General features: G+C 45.3%; 17 protein-coding genes. 9 read left to right on the top strand and 8 right to left on the bottom strand.

Translation table 11 applies throughout. The features are described 5' to 3' along the window. The coding region (locus tag ABY436_RS07865) for a polyhydroxyalkanoate depolymerase (RefSeq protein WP_372738431.1) at positions 1 to 1100 on the bottom strand (1100 nt) is incomplete at its 3' end. Positions 1101 to 1410: 310 nt separating this feature from the next. On the opposite strand from ABY436_RS07865, the gene ABY436_RS07860 reads away from it, so the two are divergent. Continuing rightward, a complete protein-coding gene (locus ABY436_RS07860) occupies positions 1411 to 1863 on the top strand; it encodes a DUF4442 domain-containing protein (protein WP_372738430.1) in 453 nt (150 codons plus the stop codon). Positions 1864 to 1935: 72 nt separating this feature from the next. Here the strand turns inward: ABY436_RS07860 and ABY436_RS07855 are convergent, their stop codons facing one another. Both ABY436_RS07855 and ABY436_RS07850 read right to left on the bottom strand, forming a co-directional pair. Next, positions 1936 to 2814 (bottom strand): EamA family transporter, encoded by an 879-nt coding sequence (locus tag ABY436_RS07855; RefSeq protein WP_372738429.1) that lies wholly within the window; start codon positions 2812 to 2814, stop codon positions 1936 to 1938. A gap of 36 nt (positions 2815 to 2850) precedes the next feature. Beyond that, positions 2851 to 4137: a DEAD/DEAH box helicase gene (locus tag ABY436_RS07850; RefSeq protein ID WP_372738428.1), complete on the bottom strand. Its 1287-nt coding sequence runs from the start codon at positions 4135 to 4137 to the stop codon at positions 2851 to 2853. Positions 4138 to 4467: 330 nt separating this feature from the next. Between ABY436_RS07850 and ABY436_RS07845 the strand changes: the two genes are divergently transcribed. The 5 genes from ABY436_RS07845 to ABY436_RS07825 all read left to right on the top strand — a co-directional run bounded on the left by ABY436_RS07845 (position 4468) and on the right by ABY436_RS07825 (position 7552). Next, positions 4468 to 4920: an NfeD family protein gene (locus ABY436_RS07845; protein ID WP_372738427.1), complete on the top strand. Its 453-nt coding sequence runs from the start codon at positions 4468 to 4470 to the stop codon at positions 4918 to 4920. Between the two features lie 77 nt (positions 4921 to 4997). Continuing rightward, on the top strand, positions 4998 to 5852 hold the full coding sequence (locus ABY436_RS07840) for an SPFH domain-containing protein (protein WP_372738426.1): 855 nt from the start codon (positions 4998 to 5000) through the stop codon (positions 5850 to 5852). Positions 5853 to 5976: 124 nt separating this feature from the next. Continuing rightward, on the top strand, positions 5977 to 6342 hold the full coding sequence (gene mscL / locus ABY436_RS07835) for a large-conductance mechanosensitive channel protein MscL (RefSeq protein WP_372738425.1): 366 nt from the start codon (positions 5977 to 5979) through the stop codon (positions 6340 to 6342). Between the two features lie 41 nt (positions 6343 to 6383). After that, positions 6384 to 6593 carry a DUF1289 domain-containing protein gene (locus ABY436_RS07830; protein WP_372738424.1) on the top strand — a complete coding sequence of 70 codons (210 nt, stop codon included), beginning with the start codon at positions 6384 to 6386 and terminating at the stop codon, positions 6591 to 6593. Between the two features lie 218 nt (positions 6594 to 6811). After that, positions 6812 to 7552 carry a glutathione peroxidase gene (locus ABY436_RS07825; RefSeq protein WP_372738423.1) on the top strand — a complete coding sequence of 247 codons (741 nt, stop codon included), beginning with the start codon at positions 6812 to 6814 and terminating at the stop codon, positions 7550 to 7552. 87 nt (positions 7553 to 7639) lie between these two features. Here ABY436_RS07825 and ABY436_RS07820 read toward each other — a convergent pair whose 3' ends face one another. The 5 genes from ABY436_RS07820 to ectA all read right to left on the bottom strand — a co-directional run bounded on the left by ABY436_RS07820 (position 7640) and on the right by ectA (position 12303). Further along, positions 7640 to 9070, bottom strand: coding sequence for an aspartate kinase (locus tag ABY436_RS07820; RefSeq protein ID WP_372738422.1), 1431 nt, complete (start codon positions 9068 to 9070; stop codon positions 7640 to 7642). Positions 9071 to 9110: 40 nt separating this feature from the next. Next, the gene (gene thpD, locus ABY436_RS07815; RefSeq protein WP_372738421.1) at positions 9111 to 9995 is read right to left on the bottom strand and encodes an ectoine hydroxylase; all 885 of its coding nucleotides are present in this window, start codon (positions 9993 to 9995) and stop codon (positions 9111 to 9113) included. A 21-nt stretch (positions 9996 to 10016) separates the two neighbouring features. Further along, entirely contained in the window at positions 10017 to 10412 is a 396-nt protein-coding gene (locus ABY436_RS07810) for an ectoine synthase (protein ID WP_372738420.1), read from the bottom strand. A gap of 21 nt (positions 10413 to 10433) precedes the next feature. Beyond that, positions 10434 to 11711 carry a diaminobutyrate--2-oxoglutarate transaminase gene (gene ectB / locus ABY436_RS07805; protein ID WP_372738419.1) on the bottom strand — a complete coding sequence of 426 codons (1278 nt, stop codon included), beginning with the start codon at positions 11709 to 11711 and terminating at the stop codon, positions 10434 to 10436. A gap of 106 nt (positions 11712 to 11817) precedes the next feature. Then, the gene (gene ectA, locus ABY436_RS07800; RefSeq protein ID WP_372738418.1) at positions 11818 to 12303 is read right to left on the bottom strand and encodes a diaminobutyrate acetyltransferase; all 486 of its coding nucleotides are present in this window, start codon (positions 12301 to 12303) and stop codon (positions 11818 to 11820) included. Positions 12304 to 12540: 237 nt separating this feature from the next. On the opposite strand from ectA, the gene ABY436_RS07795 reads away from it, so the two are divergent. The 3 genes from ABY436_RS07795 to ABY436_RS07785 all read left to right on the top strand — a co-directional run bounded on the left by ABY436_RS07795 (position 12541) and on the right by ABY436_RS07785 (position 16854). Further along, positions 12541 to 13056, top strand: coding sequence for a MarR family winged helix-turn-helix transcriptional regulator (locus ABY436_RS07795; RefSeq protein ID WP_372738417.1), 516 nt, complete (start codon positions 12541 to 12543; stop codon positions 13054 to 13056). A 101-nt stretch (positions 13057 to 13157) separates the two neighbouring features. After that, entirely contained in the window at positions 13158 to 14537 is a 1380-nt protein-coding gene (locus ABY436_RS07790; RefSeq protein ID WP_372738416.1) for an FAD-binding oxidoreductase, read from the top strand. A gap of 184 nt (positions 14538 to 14721) precedes the next feature. Continuing rightward, positions 14722 to 16854, top strand: a complete 2133-nt coding sequence (locus ABY436_RS07785) for an EAL domain-containing protein (protein WP_372738415.1) — start codon at positions 14722 to 14724, stop codon at positions 16852 to 16854. Positions 16855 to 16892: the final 38 nt, after the last annotated feature.

Genomic DNA, 16892 nt, shown 5'->3' with positions numbered 1-16892 from the left:
GGTATATTGCTCAGAATGCCATGAGCGGCTTCCGTTTGGCCCTTGCCGGTGATGTCGTCATTTTCACCTTCTACTGTTAGTAAGGCTGTGGCTTTAACCGCGGACGTATCAATTTTTTTACCTTCAAAGAGCATTTCGCCACGGGGTAAGCGGTGGTCCAGGAATACTTTGCGAATGGTTTCCAGGTAGAAATCTGCCGGAAGATCCATAACCGCGAGATATTCATTGTAGAACTCTCTGTGAGCCTCAGCACTATCGCCATCCCCTTTGACCAAATCATCAAAGAACTTAAAATGTTTTTTGATATGGCTATTCATGTTCATGCTCATAAAACCGGAGAGCTGAATAAAGCCGGGATATACTTTTTGGCCTGCGCCAGCAAAATCGGCAGGTATTGTATTGATGACGTTATTTTCAAACCACTCCAAATCTTTGCCTGAGGCGTAGTCATTGACTTCCGTTGGGTTAATTCGTGTATCAATAGGCCCCCCCATAAGCGTCAGCGAGCGAGGAATGTTAGGGTTGTTGCGCTCTGCCATGATGGTGGCAGCAACGATAGCGGGTACGCTCGGCTGGCACACAGCAATGACGTGGGTGTCGGGGCCTAAAAACTCAAGGAACTCGATCAGATAACGTACATAATCGTCAAAGGTGAAACCACCTTCGTTGAAAGGGACGTCCCGCGCATTTTGCCAATCGGTAATATAAACTTCGTGGTCTGGAATAAAGTGCTCTACCGTGCCGCGTAACAAGGTTGCATAGTGACCAGACATTGGCGCCACCAGGAGTACTTTAGGGTGGTTGTATTTGCCGGTGCGACGAAAATGCAGTAGATCACAGAAGGGGAGTGCGTAGGGCACTTCTTCCCGGATACGAATTTTTTCTCCGGCAATGATGGTTTGGGTTAGTCCGAATTCAGGCTTTTCGTAGTTGTCGGTGCAACGTATGATCAGTTCTAGATGCGCTAGCATTGTACGTGTTATAGAGCCTTCCAAAAAAGGCTGCATCCAAGATAACTTGAGCTGCTTTTTCCACGCTTGTGCCCAAAGATGTAGTGGTTGGACAGACTGGTTTAATGTGTGGTGTAGGTGGTACAGCATAGAAGAATTCCTTATCAATCTTTATTGATTGATTCATTATTTATCTGCGCAAAATATATATTGCGGTGCAGCATTCAGTGCTCAGTGTATAGGTTAATACTTTTATTTTGCAAGAATATGTTTTCTATTTTTGATGTTGCGTCGCATTAATGTCGTCAGTTGTATATGCTTAATGGTTGCTTAAATAACGGGCGATTCATCATTGTTGTGATAGCTTATAGCATGCGTGAGCGGCTTTCAGGGGGAGGTGTTTTGATTAGGCTAGTACATCCCGGGACAAGCATAGGGCAGGTAATAGGGGAGGTAGTGAATGAAATGGTCACCTCGTGTTCTGAAGTTCGCACTGAATATTTATGGGCCTTATCTGGGCGCTGGGATTCGTATCACGCATATTGATCCTGAATGGCGTGAGATGCATGTACGCATGAAATTACGTTGGTATAACCGTAATATTATGGGTACGCATTTTGGCGGGAGTTTATACGCGATGGTTGATCCTCAGATGATGCTAATGCTGATGAATCGCTTGGGCAAAGAATATATTGTATGGGATCAGGCTGCAGAAATTGAGTATGTAAAACCTGCCAAAGGCACGGTAGAGGCTCACTTAAGTTTATCGGATGCTCAACTGGATGAGATTAAAAGAAAAACGTCAGGCGGAGTGGCGTATCGGCCTTCATTTGAAATAGCTATACGTGACTTAGATGGCATTGTGGTGAGCAAAGTAAAAAAAGTGCTGTATGTAAAACGCAAAAAACATTAAATATACGTGCTTGTTTAATCTGAATATTTTTAACTTCGGTATTCTTAACCCAGAGTAGTTTAACGAAAATAATTAAGCCAGAATCACACAGGCGGCACCTAGTACAATTAAAGCTAATCCTGATAAATCCCGGGGACGGAGTTTTTCTTTAAACCACCGGGCCGAAATAAAAAGCGTAAAGAGAACTTCGATTTGGCCAAGGGTTTTAACCAGCGCGACTGTTTCTAAGCTCATCGCAGTAAACCAGCCAAGTGAACCAAGGCAGCTACATAAGCTGATAATCAGTGTGAGTTTAGGTCGCTGCCATAAAGCATTAAGTGTGGCAGGCTCTTTAATCAGCAGCCACATGAGGAGAATAGCAGTCTGAGTTGTGATGACATAAAGTAAGACCCAGGCGGCACTGTAGGGAAAGGGTAAGCCAAGCATCAGGCTTGCTTCTCTAACCCACAGCGTGGTTAAAGCGAATGCTAAACCACTGCCTAACCCCAATGCGAGCGTCTTTATTGAGAGTTCTTTTAATGAGCCGGTATTGCTCATTAGCCAGATAGCAATCGCGCCAATAATAACACCACTCCAGGCAAGCCCTGACAACGGCGCAGCGAAAAATAACGCGCCTAATGTAGCGGCAATCACCGCTTCACTTTTCGCCAAGCCAACGCCAATTGCATAATTCCTGAGGCGAAACAGTTTTACCATCAGTGCAGTAGCAATAATTTGCGAGACCGATGCCAGCGCAATAGTCACCAGATAATTAGCACTTACTGTAGGAAGGGCGACAGGTTCAACTTGGTAGAGTATCCATAAATATAATGCGGCCAGTGGGCTTGCATACACAAAACGTGCGAGTGTGACACCGGCAGTGCTGACCTCTTTGCTAAGCTTATTTTGGAAAGCATTGCGCCAAGACTGCATAAAAGCAGCAAAAATAGTAAAAGGAATCCACAGTCCCATTAACAATACTTCCCTGAGTAAGCGCTGGGTAAGCGACTATTTTTTGAAAAGAGAGCGGCGTAGCGCAGGTGTTGTTGGTTTTTCCGCTTCAGGTGCCTGGTATTGATGCTTGGGTTTAGTGTTTTTCTTTTGTAGCCCTTTGCTTTTTGAGGGCTTAGGCTGGAGAGGTTTACCGTCGACTAACTTACCATTGTCGATAAAAGGGACGGGTTGTAGCGGGATTCTTTTATTAATTAACGCTTCTATCTCAACCAGGTAGCATCTTTCGTCTGGGGCAACTAAGGATATTGCTTGTCCGGATAAGCCTGCACGCCCGGTACGACCAATGCGATGAACGTATGCCTCCGGTTGGTTGGGTAAGTCGTAATTTACAACACGAGGGAGTGACTCAATATCAATACCACGTGCTGCCACATCCGTAGCGACCAGTACTTTTATCTCACCTGCAGCAAATGCCCTTAGTGCATGAGTACGCTCGCGTTGCAGTTTGTCACCATGAATAGCCAGAGCGCTTATCTGCTCCGCCTGTAAAAATTCAGTGACCTGATCCGCCCGTCTTTTGGTACGGGTAAAAACCAGGGTTTGGTTCCATTTTCCACCGTCAATCAGGTAACTCAGTATCTCGGATTTATCCTGGTTATCTACTGCATAAGCAACTTGTTTAACCTGGCTCGTGGTGGAGTTTCGAGTGGAAACGCTGATCCGTTTTGGCGCATGCAGTAAGGACTCTGCTAGCGCTTCAATGTTGCTGTTAAACGTGGCTGAGAAGAGTAATGTTTGTTTGTTTTTGGGAATGAACTTCAGAATTTTCTGAATATCATGGATAAACCCTAAATCCAGCATACGGTCAGCTTCATCCAGTACAAGCACTTCGAGTTGTTCTAGTGAAAACTTGTTTTGCTCCAGCATATCCAGTAATCGACCGGGTGTCGCCACTAAAATATCTGTGCCGCGTTTCATCTTCCGAATCTGGTTATCGAAACGCACGCCGCCATAAAGGGAGATAACACGTACTCCCAGTGCTCGGCCGTATTGCAGTGTGTGATCACCTACCTGCATCGCCAGCTCGCGGGTGGGTACCAGTACCAGCCCTCTTATGTGATGATATTCAGTACCTTGCGGCGCGCTACCGAATTTCTCGATCATGGGCAGCGCAAAGCTAGCGGTTTTACCTGTGCCGGTTTGTGCTTCGGCCATTAAATCGTGCCCCTGGAGGATGGCCGGAATAGCCTGCGCCTGAATAGGCGTGGGGGTTTTGTGGCCTAACTCATCCAGAGTAAACAGTAGTTCAGGGCAGAGATTTAGTTCAGAAAAAGCGGGCATGAGTCGTCCGGATAAAAGCGCAAAGTAACAGGGCAGAATTTGGAGGCTAAGTTTACAGGATTAGAGCAAATTGAGCGATAGATGATGTAAACAGCGCTCAATGGTGAATAGCGGTGCATGTCGTAAAAAGCCCTTTCATTACTGCTTTGTTAAATCAGCAGGCCGGATGTGAGTCCGTCTGTCTTCGGCAAGATAAAAACCGAGCTGAGCTAGGAACTTAGTAATAACCGCTATACTCTAGTATTAGTATTGCGGTGAATGGCCGCTCGCTTGATTGTCGTTCACTGCAAGCGTTTAACAACATTGAGACATCACAGGAGCTTTTGATCAATGGAGGTGACTCTACTTTACTGGCACTGGCTGGTATTCGGTATGCTGTTGATGGCAGCCGAAATGTTTATTCCCAGTTTTACTATTTTTTGGTTTGGTCTGGGCGCTATGGTGGTTGCCGGGCTCTTAGGCGTTAATCCGGATATTGCTTTAAGTTGGCAGCTTTTCTGTTGGGCCGTGGCATCATCAGTGTTTGCATTATTATGGTTTAAGTTATTGCGCCCTAAAATGACGGATCGTACTAAAGCAGGTATTGCACGCGAAGCAATCGCCGGTGAAAGCGGTCAGGTCATTAAAGCCCCTACTGAGCATTCGCGAGGTATCGTACGGTTTACAACGCCGGTATTAGGTGATGATGAGTGGGAGTTTATTTGCAATGCGGAGGTGATTATGGGGGACCGGGTCTTCATCAAAGAACTCTCCGGTAACACTTTGCTGGTTGAAAAACGCTAGTCATATAGCACTGACGATAGCGCTTCTTAAAGCGATGTATAGCTAATAATTACGATATTTAAATAGGGGAATTGTTTATGGATGGATTGATAATCGCCGGCGTTTTAGTGTTTCTTGTGGTGCTTACGCTGGGGATGGGGGTTAAGACGGTGCCGCAGGGCAACAAGTTTGTTGTGCAGCGCTTGGGTAAGTTCCATTCCACTTTAGGCCCTGGGTTAAATATTATTATCCCTTACATTGATCAGGTCGCTTATAAAGTAACGACCAAGGATATCGTGATGGATATACCTTCTCAGGAAGTGATTACCAAGGATAATGCCGTCATTATCGCCAATGCGGTTGCTTATATTAACATCGTTGCACCTGAAAAAGCGGTATATGGCGTTGAGGATTATAATCTGGCTATTCAGAATCTGGTGCAAACATCATTGCGTTCGATTATCGGTGAAATGGGTTTAGATGATGCGCTTTCTTCACGCGATCAGATTAAAGCAAAACTGAAAACGGCTATTTCAGATGATATTTCAGACTGGGGTATCACGCTTAAAACGGTGGAGATACAAGATATTACGCCCTCGGACACGATGCAAAGTGCAATGGAAGAGCAGGCCGCGGCTGAGCGTCAGCGACGTGCTGTCGTGACTCGTGCAGAAGGTGAAAAGTCGGCCGCTATTTTAGAAGCTGAGGGGCGTTTGGAAGCGTCTAAGCGCGATGCAGAAGCACAGGTTGTATTGGCGAAAGCCAGCCAGGTGGCTATCCAGCGGGTCACTGAAGCGATCCAGGATAATGAACTTCCTGTGATGTATATTTTAGGTGAAAAGTATGTAGATGCGATGGAATCCCTAGCTAAGTCTGCAAACTCGAAAACAGTTGTTTTACCGGCAGATATACCGGCAGCCATTAGAGGCATGATGGGTGGGTTTAAAAAATAACTGAATTATTCCTGCATTCATCGCGGCATAAGACAATAGTGTTATTAGAAGCTATAACCAGAGCGTTATGCTGTGAGTATGCTCAAGGAGGGAGTTCGAAGAGTTTGCTGTCAAAGGCAATGTGATGGATATGGCGGTCGGTATTATCGTGGGTGCAGCCTTTGGTAAAATCGTATCGTCATTTGTCGGTGATGTTGTTATGCCGCCTATCGGTTTGTTGTCGGGTGGCGTCAACTTCACAGATTTAGCGTTTGGTTTGCAAGAAGCGGTGGGTGAAACGGCAACTGCCACAATTAACTACGCTAAGTTTGCGCAGACAGTTATTGATTTTGTGATTGTTGTTGGTGCGGTGCTTGTTGCAGTGAAAACAATCAACTCAATGAGAAAAACAGAAGAGGCAGCGCCTGCAAAAGCAGAAGTAGAGCCTGAACCTTCTATGGAAGAAGTATTATTTAGCGAAATAAGAGACCTGCTTAAAGTGCGCACCTAGTTAAATCAGCTGTTCACTTTTTTATATTTGTGACGGATATTATGGCCAATTCTGAAAAAGTAAAATCACCCTGTATTAGGCAATGTTGTCTTGATCAGCAGGATATTTGTCTGGGATGCTATCGCTCATTGCAGGAAATTCTTGATTGGGCTGCTGGGTCTGATGATGAAAAGCGTGCAGTATTAGCGCGGACTGCTGTTCGCCAGACAGCGCGAGGCGAGCGGAATAAAGTGCTAAAAACTTGTTTGTAAGTTTTGCGGTTATTCTGGCTTCTGTGCCTATCTATTATTTAAGAAAGGTTTTAGAAAGATTTGAAAGGTTGGATAAATTGTGGGGTCATTGCTGGTCATACTAGATCTATAGTTAATTGCTATGATGGTTGTTGAGAAAATTAATTTTTACAATAGTCCCGGTTTGGTTATAGTTATTTTCAACGAAGTAAATGTTCAATAAATCAGGAGATTGCACCATGTTGGATAATCGCGAAGGCCAGTCAGTACCTGGCGTCACTTTCCCTGCCCGTGTTGGAAACGAGTGGGTGAAAATTACGACAGATGAGTTATTTAAAGGGAAAAATGTGATTGTCTTTGCGTTGCCGGGCGCCTTTACGCCAACATGCTCGAGCACGCATTTGCCGCGCTATAATGAGCTGGCACCGGTCTTTAAAGAGAATGGTATTGATGACATTATCTGTCTTTCAGTAAATGATACGTTTGTCATGAATAGCTGGGCTGAGGACCAAAAGGCCGAAAATATTACCTTTATTCCTGATGGCAATGGTGAATTCAGTGCAGGTATGGGAATGCTGGTGGATAAAAGTGATATTGGATTCGGCAAGCGTAGCTGGCGCTACTCCATGCTGGTCAAAGATGGTGTGATCGATAAAATGTTTATCGAGCCGGATCTGCCAGGCGACCCGTTCGAAGTGTCTGATGGCGACACGATGCTTAACTACATCAACCCGAATGCAAAGCAGCCAAAACGCGTGACCTTACTGACTAAGCCTGGTTGTTCACACTGTACGCGGGCTAAAAAAGCGTTACAGGCAAAAGGTTATAAGTACGAAGAGATTGAACTGGGGCAGCATGGCGTCAGTTTCTCCAGCTTGAATGCTATTTCTGGTCAGGGAACGACACCTCAGGTCTTTATTGATGGCGAGCATGTCGGCACGGCAGATGATCTGGAGGTTTGGTTAGCAGCTCACAGCTAATTGCTTAAGATCGGTTTATGATAATAGCGATGTAATATTTATCCAAAACGCCCTCTTGTTCAGGAGGGCGTTTTTTTTTGGCTGCTATTATGCGGCGCTACGTCGAATGACCTCGCCATGATCTTCGGCTTCAATGAGTACTTTATGGAGTGTCCTGATGGCATTTTCATAATCATTATCGGCAACGATACATTGCATTTCGACCTGCCGTTGTGTCTGATGTAATGAAAGTATACTGATGTCTGCATCGGTTAAGGCTGACACCGTTTTGGCTAACATGCCCTTGACTTTGATATCCGAACCAATGGCAGATACCATCGCGATATTATGTACACTGACTTCAGCGGCAGGGTACATCTCTTCAATGAGGCGTACGACCCGGTTGATTTTTTTTCGATTGCCAACGGTAAAATAAGTAACACTATTAGCGTCGGCCTCCTTGTTGACCAGATCCAGTTTTAACTGGTGTAACAGGCGGGTGATCTCAATATCATGTTCTGGCGAGCCCAGCATATCCTGATCAAAAACCTCAATGCCAAAAACGTCTCTTCGACCCGCGATAATCTCTATGCAGGGGCGTGGGTTCTGATAACTCTGGCTGATCAATGTGCCATTATGGCGGGGTTCAAAGGTATTTTTTATGCGCAGTTGAATGCCTGCATGGCGTAATCCACGTGCCGCCTTCGGGTGGATTGCCTCCATGCCAAGATTAGACAGCTGATCAGCGACATCAAAGTTGGTCATGCCGAGCGTAATCACTTTGTCCTCGCCTACGATGCGAGGATCGGCGCTGCTTAAATGAAATTCTTTATGGATGATAGCTTCTGTTGCACCGGTAATGCAGGCTATTTTGGAAAAAGTCATTTCGCTGTAGCCCCGATCAAAGGTTTTCATCAAACCCTCGTTACAATGTGTGTAACCGGTGGCGATAACAATTTCCTTAGCCGGGTTAACGTCACTGAATTGTGTTCTGATCATCTCTTCAAAGGAGAGGGGGATATCTAAATTCCAGCCGGTTAAATCTACCAGGCGGGCTTGGATGCCGTTTTCTTTGAGGAGAAGAACTGAGTTAAACGCGCTGTGTACTTCGCCAATAGATGCGAGCATTTCTCTGACTGTGGCTAGTTGGCTGTCTAACTGGAAGTGTCCATAATGGCAGAGGTCGTACAGGCTTTGCATACACTGTTCTGCCCCCTTGATTCGCTCTGCAATAAAGGTATTGGCTTGTTGTAGGCTCTTGCCCTGAAACAGTGAACGGTTAATGCTTAATAAGTGCTGTTGAACATTGCTCAGGCGATCGCGCCAGGCATCGGCCTGGCTGGCTTCTGCAAAACAGCTGTAAACGCCGGCGTCTCCCGATTTTTTGTGTTCCAGAAGTAAGTCCGTAACGCCAGCATAAGCTGAGACTACAAAAATTCGATTGTAGAGGCTGTTATTTCGTTTATGTAACCAGATGTTGCTTAAAACATCCTGAGTGCGGCTCATGGAAGAGCCGCCAATTTTTTCAACAGTATGCATGTGTAGTCCTGTGATACGGAAATTTAGGGTCTTGGCAGGCTCAGAGAGCGGTGATGTTTTTCCGTGTCGCGATAAATTCAGGCCTGGGTGCCCGGGTACAGAAAGGGTCAGTCACTTTGTTATCAATGTGATTGAAAACAAAGAATAAATTGCTACGTGGGTCCGGCGTTATGTTGCTGTTTGAGCCATGCATGGTATTACAATCAAAAAATAATACAGAGCCTGCTTTGGCTTCAGCGCAATCAATACCATATTTATCGGCCAGGTGATGCAGGCTGTCGTCATCGGGTATGCCAAACGTTTGTTGTTTCAGAGATTGTAAGTAGTGATCTTTTGGTGTTTCGCCGATACAGCTTAGATACTCTTTATGCGAGCCTGGCATGAGCATAAGAGCGCCATTTTTGGCATTATTATCCGTCAGAAATATGGAGCAGCTAAGTGCTCGCATGCGTGGCATGCCATCTTCAACATGCCAGGTTTCAAAGTCAGAATGCCAGTAAAACTCTTTACCTTTTAAGCCTGGCTTGAAGTTGAGTCTGGATTGGTGAATGTAGATATCACCTCCCAGAATAAAACGAGCGATATCGGTAATACGTTCATCTTTAGCGACATTGGCAAACAGAGGGTGATTCTGATGAATCTGAAAAACAGATCGCAATAAGCCGTTATCCGCTTCTGTTACCGCTTGGGGTGTTTGGCGCACAGCGTCGTCTTGCTGCAACATTTTAATCGCTTCTGAGAAGGTGGCTACTTCTTGTGGACTAAAAAGATCAGCTAATAGCATGTAACCCTGCTCTTCAAATTGATCAAGCAAGTTGGCTGTTAGCGGAGCATTTTCTGTTTTTTCAGAGTAAAGCACCGGGTCTTTGCGTAGTGTCAGGCTGGCAGTCTGCTCTTGTCTTGATGGATATATATCATTAGACATGGTTTTAATCCCTCCACTTTGTTAGGTAACGCTATCCGCTTCAAGCGGGTATACGCCGTCTGCATTATGTGTTTCTTTACCATTAAGCGGTGGGTTAAACACGCAAGCCATTTTCATCTCGTTGTTTGCGCGTAACAGGTGCTCATCATTCTTGTCGAGAATATAAAGGGTGCCGGGTTTGATGGGATAAATTTTCCCGTCAGCCAGCGTTTCAATCTCACCGTCACCACTCATACAAAATACTGATTCGAGATGGTTTTGATACCAGATATGCGTTTCTGTGTTGGCATAGATGGTTGTGATGTGAAACGAAAAGCCCATGTTGTCATTTTTCAATAACATGCGCGTGCTTTCCCAGTTTTCGGCTTTGATGGTGCGTTCTGTGTCTTCAATGTCGCATAAATTTCTGACTATCATTGTGTTCTTTTCTCCCGGGTCTTAAGAAGCAGCGGCTGTGGCGATATTGCTGGTTACTTCGCTAAAGGCTTTTTCAAGCAGGTTGAGTCCCCGCTCCAGTTCTTCGTTGGATATGGTCAGTGGAGCGAAACATTTCACTATCTGGTCGCGGTTGCCGCAGGTTTCAATTATCAGCCCTTTCTTATAAGCGGATTGAACAACCTGGCCAGCAATCTCTTCGGAAGGGCATTCGATTCCACTCATCATGCAGCGGCCTTTCAGTTTTAATGATTCCGGGCCGAATCGGTCTGCGATGTTGCGTAAGCGTTTTCTGAGTAGATTTCCTTTCTCTTTGATATCTTTAGAGAAAAGATTATCGTGCCAATAGGTATCTATGGCTGTGGCTGCGGTAATGAAGGCATGGTTGTTGCCACGGAATGTGCCGTTATGCTCACCGGGTTTCCAAATATCCAGATCTTTGCGGAAGATGGTTAAAGCCATGGGTAAACCATATCCGCTGATAGATTTAGAGAGTGTGATGATATCGGGTTTTATGCCGGCTTCTTCGAAGCTGAAAAAATCACCTGAGCGGCCACAACCCGCTTGAATATCATCAATAATCATCAGCATGTCATGTTTATCACACAGTTTTCGCAGGCCTTTGAGCCAGGCTGAAGACGCGACATTTAGTCCGCCTTCGCCCTGAATGGTCTCCAGAATTACAGCGGCGGGTTTATCAATACCGCTGCTGGGGTCGCTGAGTAGTTTATCAATCATGGCAAGTGTATTGGTGTTCTCGCCGAAATAACCGTCAAATGGCATGCGGGATACATGGTTTAATGAAGTGCCCGCTCCACCGCGATGATGCTGGTTCGCTGTACAGCTCAATGAAGCGCCTGTTACACCATGAAAGCCATTTGTGAACGCAATAATATTTTCGCGCCCTTTTACTTTTCTCGCCAGTTTGAGAGCGGCTTCTACCGCATTGGAACCGGTTGGTCCGGTAAATTGCATCACATAATTTTTTAAACCACGTGGCTTGAGAATGATGTTTTGAAAGCGCTCAATAAAGTGTTCTTTGGCGCTGGAATACATGTCTAACCCATGTGTCAGTCCATCTGATTCGATATATGTCATCAGGGCATGTTTTAAAACAGGGTTGTTGTGACCATAATTGAGTGACCCTGCACCAGCGAGAAAGTCCAGATACTCTTTACCCTCTTCGTCAATCAGGTTGGCTCCCTTCGCTTGTTTAAAGGTGGCCGGAAATGAGCGACAGTAGCTTCTTACACTTGATTCGTGATGTTCAAAAGTATTCAAAATATTCTCCTTCACAGATTATTTTCATCCGTGATGTTTGTTCTCAGTGGGAATGTGCTTGCTGTAGGCTTGCTACAGCGGTGATATGTGCTGAAGGAAAAATGCCCTAGTCAGGGCCGCCCCGGTAGAGCACTTCATCGGGGTGTTGGTTATCAAAGTGATGTAGCCGGCTAAAGCGGACTGTTTTTTCGACCCGCATGTTACGGGATTCAAAGAAGCGCTCGAAGAGTTGTTCTGAAGCAACATTGCCAGGTGAAATGGTTGTTTCGAGATGGCTTACGTTTTTTTGACGGTCAAATAGATTTGATAGCATCTGTTTTGCTAAGCCTTTGCCCCTCCATTTTTCATCAAGCGCAACCTGCCAGACAAACAAGGTTTCCAGGCGTTGTGGTGGTAAATATCCAGAAATAAAACCAATGACCTGATTGTCAGGGGTGACGGCTATGATCGAGGTGTTTGAAAAGTCAGAACACTGTAACAGGTTGCAATAGGCGGAATTTGGGTCAAGAGGTGGGCAGCGGCTGATAAGTTGGTGAACAGCCATTCCATCTTCCGCAAGCGGAAGGCGAAAGTGTATATCAGTAAAATTCATTGCTCTTCTAATGCTTAGTAATGCGATGGTTTTTTATAGTAACACAGAAGGTTGGCATGTTGAAGGTTTGGGTTTTTATTATATTTAAAGATGTTTTTCTGGTTTTTTTAGAGATTTTATTGAATTTTTACTTCGTATTGCTATGTTTATTTTGTCTGAAAAGGGTGTGTTTAATTAGAAAAAATAAATATTTTTATTATATCATTAACTTTTTTATCTTAGATGTTTAGTGATGCTATGGGTAAGAGTCATGATGTATTGGTATTGTTAAGGCAGATTATTCGCGCAACGGATATGCAAGAGAAGCATATCAGCCAGTCTACTGGATTAACCTTGCCGCAATTAATGGTATTGCAGACATTGCGCATGCACACGCCATTAACCACGGGTGAGCTGGCCAAAAAGATGGGGCTGGCGCAGGCGACAGTTACCAGTATTTTGGATCGTCTGGAAAGGAAACAGATGATTAATCGTGAGCGTGGACGAGAGGATAAGCGCAAAGTCTGGATCTATCTGACCAACGATGCGATAGAGTTGATGAAAGGTGCGCCAACTACTCAGCAGGATATGTTTGTTCGACGTTTTGACGATATGCAAAGTTGGGAGCAGTCCATGGTGCTGGCAAGCCTGGAGAGAGTCGCTTATATGCTGGATGCGCAGCACATTGATGCCGCACCTGTGCTGGATATAGGCCAATTGGATCGCGCTTTTGAGTCCGGAAAGCCGGAGTATATTGATAATACAAAACGGTAAGTGATTATTGTTTTTTTCAGGAAATTCTCGGTTAATTATACTACTATAGGAGTAAGGAATATCTGACGTGCGAGTCGCTTGGCTGCTGTAGGAGGAGGTGAATGACAGCTAATTTTACAGGAGCTTTGAATGAGTTGCGGCGCTTGCTTGGTTCCCGGTTTGACACATCGACCAGTGTTCGCCTGCACCATGCTCATGATGAATCATTTCATTTGCCAGCCTCCCCCGATGCCGTAGCCTTTCCTAAAAGCACGTCTGAAGTTTCTGAAATCGCCCGGATCTGTATGCGACACCACATGCCTATGCTGCCCTTTGGTACCGGCACTGCAATGGAAGGTGGAGTCAATGCTTGTCAGGGAGGTTTGAGCATAGACATGTCACTGATGAATAGGGTGTTGAGTGTTTCAGCAGAGGATATGGATTGTTCAGTCCAGGCGGGAGTAACCCGCAAGCAGTTGAATGAATATATCCGCGATCAGGGGGTCCTCTTTCCTATCGACCCGGGTGTGGACGCGTCAATTGGTGGGATGGCGGCAACACGGGCTTCCGGAACCAATGCGGTACGTTACGGCACAATGCGTGAAGCCGTATTATCGCTAACCGTTGTGATGGCTGACGGTAAAATTGTCAAAACCAGTAGCCGGGCGCGAAAATCAGCAGCGGGTTATGACCTGACGCGCCTTTTCGTTGGCTCTGAAGGGACGTTGGGAGTTATCTGCGAAGTTACTTTACGCTTGCATGCTATTCCCGAAGCAATCTCTGCCGCTGTGTGTTCTTTTTCATCATTACAAGGCGCCGTTGAAACGGTTATACAGACTATTCAAATGGGGGTGCCTATCGCTCGGGTTGAGTTGTTAGATGCAGTTGCCATTGATGCCGTTAACCGTTACAGCGATAAAGACTACCCATTGTTACCCCATCTTTTTTTAGAGTTTCATGGTACGAATGCCTGGGTTAAAGAGCAGGCCGAAATTGTTAGCGAACTGGCTACAGATCATCAGGGAAGTGATTTTGCCTGGGCGTTGAATACAGAAGATAGGAATGCTCTTTGGCAGGCCCGCCACGATTTTGCTTATGCTGCCCGTGCGATGCGTCCAAATGCCAGAATTTTTTCAACGGATGTGGGTGTGCCTATCTCACAATTAGCGGATTGTATTCTGGAAACGGTGGCTGATATTGAGAAAATGGGTTTATCAATGCCCATTGCTGGTCATGTCGGCGACGGTAATTTTCATGTTGTGTCTGCCGTTGATCCGACTAATGCGGTTGAAATGAAAATGATAGAAGCGTTTCATGCAAGTCTTATCCGGCGGGCTTTGAAAATGGGGGGGACTTGTACCGGGGAGCATGGTATCGGGCAAGGGAAAAAAAATTATCTAATGGATGAATTGCCGGCAGGCATTGAATTGATGAAAATAATTAAACGTGCACTGGATCCGGATAATCTGATGAATCCAGGTAAAGTGGTTGACCTGAAATAACTGTTTTATTTTATGAAATGGCTGATGCTAATGGGTTAGTTAGTTCATATTCTTTACTAAAGTTATCGATATTAATGGAAGGCATTTTTTTGAATCCAAACGGTAAAAGAAGGTGAGGCTTCTCCCGATTATTAAAAGATTATTTTTCCATAGCCCTGTCTGGTCGGCTGTTCTGGCTGGGCTGTTGGTTTTATCTATATCTGCATTGTTTATCCAAAGTGAAGTTGAGCGACTTAAGGGTGAAGCTTTATTCAGGGCGGCAAGCCAGGTGGGCATTATTCGTGCACGTCTGGAAGGCGAGATCAACGCTAATCTTGCTGTACTTAAAGCGTTGAAGGCCGAAGTTATCATCAATCCGGAGATGGGGCAGTATCGACTAGATGAGTTGATGGAAGCGTTACTGTCAGAGGAGCTGCATATTCGTCATGTCGCTTTAGCGCCTGATCTGACCGTGAAATATGTCTATCCGTTAGCCGGTAATGAAAAAGCAATCGGCTTAAATTATACGGCCAATAAAGACCAGGTGCGTTCCGTTCTTGATGCCATTCAGTTGAATAATACGGTGCTTTCGGGGCCTCTGCAGTTAGTGCAGGGCGGAGAAGCGTTGATCGCCCGGTTACCTGTTTACCTGGGTAATCAAATTGATTCCCCGTTATGGGGGATTATATCCGCTGTTCTTGATTACCAGAAATTGCTGGAAGCTGCCGGTCTTTCTGAAAAACATTATGGCTTACTATTGGGTATTCGCGGAAAAGATGGCTCCGGCTCTAATGGCGCGTTCTTTTACGGGTCAGAACAGGCTTTTGGAAAGGAGGCTGTCATGACAAATATCAGCTTGCCTCATGGAGAATGGCAGCTGGCTGTTTTGCCTGAGAACGGTTGGTCCGTATCTACTAAAAGGATCTATATATTGTGGGCGAGCGCATTCTTTTTAGCCATTATCATGGGCGCGGCTGGTTATTTTCTGAGACTGGTTTATCAACAAAAAGTCCAGGCAGTCACTATCGCTAACTATCGGGCTAACTTTGATGCATTAACAGGCCTGCCTAATCGTTTTTATTTCAGCCAGCGCTTAAAAAGTCTGTTAAAGGAAGTGCGTCGAGAGAGGCTTGATTTCGCTATTTTTTTTATCGATATAGATCACTTTAAACAGGTAAACGATAGTCTCGGCCATAGTGCCGGCGATGAGCTGCTTATTGAATTTGCTTTGCGATTGCAGCATTCAGCCCGTGATTCGGATATTGTGGCACGCCTTGGTGGCGATGAGTTTGTCATCGTATTGCGAAATGTTCAGGACGTGATACAGGCTGATCTTTTAGCTGAAAAACTCCAGAGTAGCATTCAACAACCTTTCAATATCGGGGAGCACCCTTTTTCGGTGACAGCGAGTATCGGTATTGCAATGTACCCGGTCGATGGAGAGGATGTAACGAGTTTGCTGCTGCACTCTGATCAGGCCATGTATACCGCAAAGCGTGCTGGCCGTAATAGTCACTTTTTCTTTAATGAAGGGATGCGTGAGGAAGCTGAGCAGCATTTGCAGGTGCATAATGATATTCTGCGAGGCTTGAATGCGGATGAATTCGAGCTTCATTATCAGCCAATCCTGAACATCAGAACCAACCAAATTGAAAAATGTGAAGCTCTGATTCGTTGGATGCATCCTGACAAGGGTTGGGTAATGCCGGATGCGTTTATTCCGATTGCTGAGCGTACCGGTGCGATTGTGAGTATAGGCAATTGGGTATTGCAACAAGCATGTAAAGATATGCGGGTTTTGCTGGATGCAGATATTGACGTGAAAATATCGGTTAATCGCTCGGTGAGTGAGTTTCATTCTGAAAAAGCATACGAAACCTGGAAAAATATTTTTAAGGCAAATGGTGTTGACAGTCACCGTTTTATTTTTGAAATCACAGAATCTTTGTTTATGGATCAGAACTCCGCACGGGTAAATGTCATCTCTTCACTCAGGGATATCGGCGTTCAGTTTGCCATTGATGATTTTGGCACGGGTTACTCTGCCATCAACTATCTGCGTACCTATCCGGTAGATTATCTGAAAATCGATAAAAGCTTTATCCAGGATCTGTTAATTGATGAGCAAGACAAAACTCTGGTAGAAGTTATTATAAAAATGGGCAGGGCTCTGGGTATTCTTGTCATCGCAGAAGGTGTTGAAGAGCCAGGGCAGTTGGAGGTCTTACAGCAGTTCGGGTGTGATTATATACAAGGATACTGGTTATCCAAACCACAACCGCTGTCTCATACGGTGAGCATCTGTCACGAACATATGAACAAACAGAGCGCCCTCTGATGAGCTGATACAGCATCGTCGGGAGGGCATCCTGCTTT

The sequence above is a fragment of the Neptunomonas sp. genome (assembly GCF_041601355.1).
In the GTDB taxonomy this organism is placed as follows: Bacteria; Pseudomonadota; Gammaproteobacteria; order Pseudomonadales; family Balneatricaceae; genus Neptunomonas.
Note: the sequence above shows the minus strand (reverse complement) of the source record. Positions and strands in the feature narration are given on the sequence as shown.